The sequence below is a fragment of the Pseudoramibacter porci genome (assembly GCF_009696145.1).
Lineage (GTDB): Bacteria > Bacillota > Clostridia > Eubacteriales > Eubacteriaceae > Pseudoramibacter > Pseudoramibacter porci.
The window spans coordinates 326,056-332,055 of record NZ_VUMO01000001.1 but is presented as its reverse complement, the minus strand read 5'-3'; the positions used below and the strand labels follow the sequence as shown (position 1 = coordinate 332,055).

Genomic DNA, 6,000 nt, shown 5'->3' with positions numbered 1-6,000 from the left:
CGTATGTGCTAAACTATCTTTATCATTTTTCATAATGATTTACCTCCTTTGCGTAGTGATGCGGTTGGCGAACCGGCATCATTTTAGCATAGGAGGTTTTTACTTGAAGCTAAAGCTTTTTTAAACTTACCGACCTAGCCGGTGGTTCTTTGATTCTCCTCGTTCCTCTCGGCGAATCCTTTGCTAAAGCATTACAAAAAAAGAATTCCAGACAGACTGCTATCTGGAATTCAGTACAGACATTAATAAGATTGAGCTTAATCTGATAATTTATGAATAAATAATCCGCTTCTAAGCTTCGGTTCAAACCATGTCGATTTGGGCGGCATCAACAATCCTGCATCCGCAATGGCCATCAACTCGTTAATCGATGTGGGATACATCGAAAAGGCAACGGTCATATCCGTATGTACTCGGCGTTCCAGCTCTTTAAGCCCTCGGATGCCCCCGACAAAATCAATTCGGTTATCGGTTCGCGGATCGCCAATACCGAGAATTGGAGAAAGAACCTCTTCCTGCAAAAGGGAAACGTCGAGGCTCTGAACCGGGTCGTCTGAATGGACCAATTCGTCGTGAATCGTCAGGGCGTACCACTGATCGTCTAGAAACATACCAAATGTCCCTTTTCGATCTGGTTTGTACGCATGCTTCACTTTATTGACATCGCATTTTTTTGCGACCGCGTCCAGAAATGCTTCAGGCGTCAACCCGTTTAAATCCTTCACCACCCGGTTGTAATCTAAGATGGCAAGTTGATTGTCCGGAAAAATCACTGAGAGGAAATAATTAAAAGGTTCGTCTCCGGTATATCCCGGATGAGCGTCCCTGCGCATCTGCGCAACCTTGACTGCAGACGCCGCGCGGTGATGTCCGTCTGCTATGTACAGCGCCGAAACGCTGCCGAAGTCGCTGACGAAACCATCGATATCCCGCACGTCGTCCACACACCAGACCCGGTGGCGAATACCGTCCTCTGCTGTAAAGGCGTATACCGGTTCTTTTTCCTGGATGGCCTTCACGCGTCGGTCAATTTCTTCGCGGTGACGGTACGTCAGAAAAATCGGTCCAGTGTTGGCATCACAGACATCGACGTGATGAATGCGGTCTTGTTCTTTTTCGCTCCGAGTAAGCTCGTGTTTTTTAATCGTGCCGTTTAGATATTCATCTACTGACGTACACGCGACAAGCCCAGTCTGGACCTGATCACCCATTTTCAGTTCATATAAATAAAACTGTTTCTGATCGTCCTGAATCAAAGTGTGATCGTCGATTAAGCGGTCGAGATTTTTCTTAGCCTGCTGATAAACCGCTGGATCGTACAAATCGATATCCGGATCCATGGTTGTTTCCGGGCGGTCAACTCTTAAAAACGAATCTGGTTTCCCTGCAACCGCTTCTCGTGCCTCTGCCCGATTGTAGACATCGTAGGGCAAGGCTGCAACGTCTGCAGCCTTGTCCGGCATCGGCCGAATGGCTCTAAATGCTTTAATGGTTGCCATATTATTTAACCAATCTGACGCGTGTCACGCCATCAATCGCCTTAAGATCAGCAAGTGTTTCTGCCTTAAATTCTTCGGAATCAATATCAATCATCGTGTAGGCGTATTTGCCTTTATTTTTGTTTGTCATGTTCGCTATGTTGACATTATCCTGTGCCAGCACAGTGGTGATGCTGGCGATCATATTTGGAACGTTCCGATGGGCCACTGTAATGCGATGCGCCGTTTCACATTCACCCATACTGCAATCCGGATAGTTAACCGAATTGATGATATTTCCGTTTTCCATGTATTCCCGAAGCGAATCGACCACCATCGTTGCGCAATTTTCTTCTGATTCCGGTGTCGATGCACCTAAATGGGGAATATTGATCGCATTTTTCATATGAATCGTCTTATTGCTCGGGAAATCGGTGACGTACGCTGCAATTTTATCGTTTTCCAACGCTTCGGCTAACGCATCTTCATCAACGAGACCGCCGCGAGCTAAGTTCATCAAACGCAAATTAGGTTTTGCTAAAGCGAGCAAATCGGCGTTGATGTAATTTTTTGTCGCTTCCATATACGGCACATGGATTGAAATGTAATCACAATTTTGGAAAAGAGCTTCTAGACTGGAGGCCCGTTTGACTTTTCTGCTTAACCCCCAGGCATGTTTAATCGTAATGAAAGGATCGAATCCGTATACCTTCATACCGAAGTCGACAGCCATATTTGCGACGAGCAGACCAATGGCGCCTAATCCAATGACGCCCATTTTCTTCTTATAGAGTTCTGGTCCGGCAAATGCTTTCTTGTTTTTTTCTACCGCTGCACCGATATCTGTCTGTGTTCCGTCCAGCGTTTTGGTCCATTCAATCCCCTGAACAACCTTTCGAGATGAAATCAACATGGCTGTCGCCACCAATTCCTTAACGGCGTTGGCGTTGGCACCTGGCGCGTTGCAAACCACAATCCCTTGTTCCGCACAGCGTTCCAACGGAATGTTATTGACACCGGCACCAGCACGGCCGATAAAGGACAAGTTGTCGTTGAACGCCATGTCGTGCATTTTCGCACTTCTGACCAGTATCGCGTCCGGTGAATCGGCGCCTTCCTGATCAACGACATATTGTTCAGTCAGTTGTTTTAATCCTTTTTTTGAAATGTTATTCAGTGTTTTGATTTGATAATTCATATTTATTCCTTCTGTTCATGCCGCAGCAAATCCGGCCAACTACGATACTACCCCGACCTTTACTGCGCGCGAATTTTGCGGATCTTTGGTGTCCTGTGATCCAGCTGGATGTCAGTTTATAATTATTTGTTTTCTGTTTCGAATTTCTTCATGAAATCAATCAGAGCATCGACGCCGTCCATAGTCATGGCGTTATAAATTGAAGCACGCATACCCCCGACTGTTCGATGACCTTTCAGATTAACCAGACCGGCTTCTTTTGATTCCTTGACAAATTTAGCGTCCAGATCTTTATCTCCAGTCACAAATGGCACGTTCATCAACGAACGGTCAATCGGATTCAATACAGTCGGTTTAAACAATGCCGAGTTGTCCAAGAAATCATAAAGTTTAGAAGCTTTCGCTTTATTCAGTTCAGCCATCGCTGCAACTCCACCCTTTTCTTTCAGCCATTTATAGACCAAGCCGCACATATAGATGGCAAAGCACGGTGGGGTGTTGAAGCAGGAATCCTTATCGACGTGAGTCTTGTAATCCAGCATCGTCGGAATACTCGGATCCGCCTGGCCGACCAAATCGTGGCGAATAATGACAACCGTAACGCCAGCTGGGCCCATATTTTTCTGCGCGCCTGCATAGATCATCCCGAATTTTGAAACGTCGTAGGGTTCGGACAAGATATTGGACGACATATCGCCAATCAGCGGAATGTTGTCCGGCGTTTCCGGAAGACGATCCGGTGCAAAACGGGTGCCGTAGATGGTGTTATTAACACAGATGTGTAAATAATCAGCATCCGGACGAAGCATAGAGATGTCATAATCTGGAATATAACTGTAGGTCTTATCTTCTGATGAAGCGATAACTTTTGCATCGCCGACCTTCACTGCTTGTTCATAGGCTTTTTTCGCCCAATTCCCAGTCTTGATGTAATCCGCTTTGTGGTTGTGAACCATAAGATTTAACGGAATCATCGAGAACTGTGTAGAGGCACCGCCCTGCAGGAATAGGATGTCGTAATTATCCGGAATCTCCATTAATTCTTTCAAATCAGCTTTTGCCTGATCTAAAATTTCAGCAAAATCAGCTGAACGGTGGCTCATTTCCATAACTGACATGCCGGTATCGCCATAGCAAAGCAGCTCTTCCTGAGCTTTCTTAAGTACTTCTTCTGGTAAAGCAGACGGACCAGGTGCGAAGTTAAAAACTCTTTCCAAAACTTTCCTCCTTTAAAAATATAAAACCGTAAAAAACAAAAAACTGTAATGAAACATTACAGTTTTTATTATTATAGGCTTTAATTTTTTACTTTTCAATGTGCTTTTTGTATTTAATATGCAAATTATTATGTCTTGATGAGAAACGCTCCATGGCAGCGTATTCACTTATTGGTTTTGACGACAGTATTTTCACATCATTTAATCGATTATCTTTACACTCAAATTTATCCTAAACACATGTAGTCCGTACGAATCCGTCTACTGTCGCAAAATTCCTTTGACAGCTATCATTCATTATTTCGTAAGCACTTTTTTTTTTGATACGCGCGTTTTCCGCAATACGGGCATTTCATTTTTCTGCTTCTTCCAATATGGGGAGAAAAAACAACAGATTTCATTGTTGGAATATAAATGGCGCCGCAGGAAGGACATTCGTAATATCCTGTATCATGCTCCAATTTCAAACAATATCCCATCCCAACCGTGAAAATGATACACCCTGCTGCAATCAACGCGATTCGCCAGGCTGTAAGCGAAACGGCAAAAGATGCTGCAAAAATCATCAATATAAATGAGATTGAGCATGTATATCCGATCACGGTTTCCAATGAAAGCAGTCTTTTATTTGCCCGCTCTTCCTGTCTGCGCATTTCCAGCAGATGCTGTTCTGCCATTTCCCGATATTGATCCATCGCTAATCGCTCCCCGGTAAAAAGTTCATTGATATTAATGTTCAGAACGTCACATAATTCCGACATGATGGCTACATCAGGCAGGCCCTTCCCCCTTTCCCATTTTGAGACAGCACGATCTGTAATGCCGAGTTTCTCCGCAAGAACGGCCTGTGTCAACCCGCGTTCCTTTCTACAAGCCGCGATGAACTTTCCAATTTTTTCTTGATCCACAAAGAGGCCTCCTTTCTATGATCATAATAAATCTATTCTCTAATTATTAACAGAAACAGATCGTTGAGTTTAATAAATGTGATATTTTTAGAAACTCTACTTCAAGTTGGGTCCACTGAATTTCTTGCTATTCTTTTTAAGTGCCCTTTGGGTACACAAATTAAAGTATATAAAAACCCCACCTCTGACTTAAACTCAAATCAAAAGTGGGGATTATATGGGGATTATTAATCCCCTTACCTATTCATATAAGCGAAAACCGCTAGATTTTGCCAAAAATGGTGGGCCCTCAGGGACTCGAACCCTGGACCTGCCGGTTATGAGCCGGATGCTCTGACCAACTGAGCTAAAGGCCCTTAAATAAAAAAATGGTCGAGGTGAGAGGATTCGAACCTCCGGCTCCATGGTCCCAAACCATGTGCGCTACCAAACTGCGCTACACCTCGACAACGAATTATATTATACCGGTCTGCATTGATGTTGTCAATACTTTTTTTAAATCCGCGCCGCAAATTAAAATCTGCGGCGCAATGATTTAATTCAATTTTTCCCGAACAATTTGATTGACGACTTTACCGTCAGCTTTTCCCTTGACTTTTGGCATAATGGCTTTCATCACTTTACCCATATCTTTCATGCTTTCCGCACCGATTTCCTGAATGGTATCTTCTACAATTGTGCCGATTTCATCTGGACTCAACTGCTTAGGGAGATAGTCCTCAATAATCGCCATTTCAGCCTTAGTCTGTTCAATCAAATCATCACGTCCGGCTTTTTCGAATTCCTTTAAAGAATCTTTTCTCTGTTTGTATTGCTTGGAGATGATCGCTTCGATATCGCTGTCTTCAAGATCATCGATTTGTTTATCTTTTTCTTCCTGAAGAATCGCCGCACGTATCAAGGTAATCGTCGATTTACGGACCTTGTCTTTTGCTTTCATCGCCGCTTTCAAATCAGTTAATAACTGTTTCTTTAAAGCCAAACTTATGACACATCCTTTTATCTATGTTTCTTCATTTTTCTTTTTCTGGCAGCTTCAGATTTTTTCTTGCGCTTTACACTCGGCTTTTCGTAGTGTTCTCTTTTGCGAATTTCTGACATGACACCTGCCATAGCGGTCTTTCTTTTAAAACGTCTCAGAGCGCTTTCCAAAGACTCGTTTTCACGTACACGTACTTCTGACATTTAATATCCCCCCT

Annotated in this window: 6 protein-coding genes and 2 tRNA genes; all 8 read right to left on the bottom strand. The window is 43.6% G+C overall.

Translation table 11 applies throughout. The features are described 5' to 3' along the window. Window positions 1-257 precede the first annotated feature (257 nt). Window positions 258-1,499: a DUF1015 domain-containing protein gene (locus FYJ52_RS01750; RefSeq protein ID WP_154575526.1), complete on the bottom strand. Its 1,242-nt coding sequence runs from the start codon at window positions 1,497-1,499 to the stop codon at window positions 258-260. Between the two features lies 1 nt (window position 1,500). Continuing rightward, complete coding sequence (locus tag FYJ52_RS01745; RefSeq protein ID WP_154575525.1) at window positions 1,501-2,676, bottom strand: phosphoglycerate dehydrogenase; 1,176 nt, start codon at window positions 2,674-2,676, stop codon at window positions 1,501-1,503. A 122-nt stretch (window positions 2,677-2,798) separates the two neighbouring features. Next, window positions 2,799-3,893: a 3-phosphoserine/phosphohydroxythreonine transaminase gene (serC, locus tag FYJ52_RS01740; protein ID WP_154575524.1), complete on the bottom strand. Its 1,095-nt coding sequence runs from the start codon at window positions 3,891-3,893 to the stop codon at window positions 2,799-2,801. A 290-nt stretch (window positions 3,894-4,183) separates the two neighbouring features. Further along, on the bottom strand, window positions 4,184-4,801 hold the full coding sequence (locus FYJ52_RS01735) for a helix-turn-helix transcriptional regulator (RefSeq protein ID WP_328598742.1): 618 nt from the start codon (window positions 4,799-4,801) through the stop codon (window positions 4,184-4,186). Between the two features lie 279 nt (window positions 4,802-5,080). After that, window positions 5,081-5,157: transfer RNA gene (locus tag FYJ52_RS01730), tRNA-Ile, on the bottom strand. A gap of 13 nt (window positions 5,158-5,170) precedes the next feature. Next, window positions 5,171-5,247 (bottom strand) — tRNA-Pro (locus tag FYJ52_RS01725). 89 nt (window positions 5,248-5,336) lie between these two features. Further along, window positions 5,337-5,783, bottom strand: a complete 447-nt coding sequence (locus tag FYJ52_RS01720) for a GatB/YqeY domain-containing protein (protein ID WP_154575523.1) — start codon at window positions 5,781-5,783, stop codon at window positions 5,337-5,339. Between the two features lie 17 nt (window positions 5,784-5,800). Then, window positions 5,801-5,986, bottom strand: coding sequence for a 30S ribosomal protein S21 (gene rpsU, locus FYJ52_RS01715; RefSeq protein ID WP_006598092.1), 186 nt, complete (start codon window positions 5,984-5,986; stop codon window positions 5,801-5,803). Window positions 5,987-6,000: the final 14 nt, after the last annotated feature.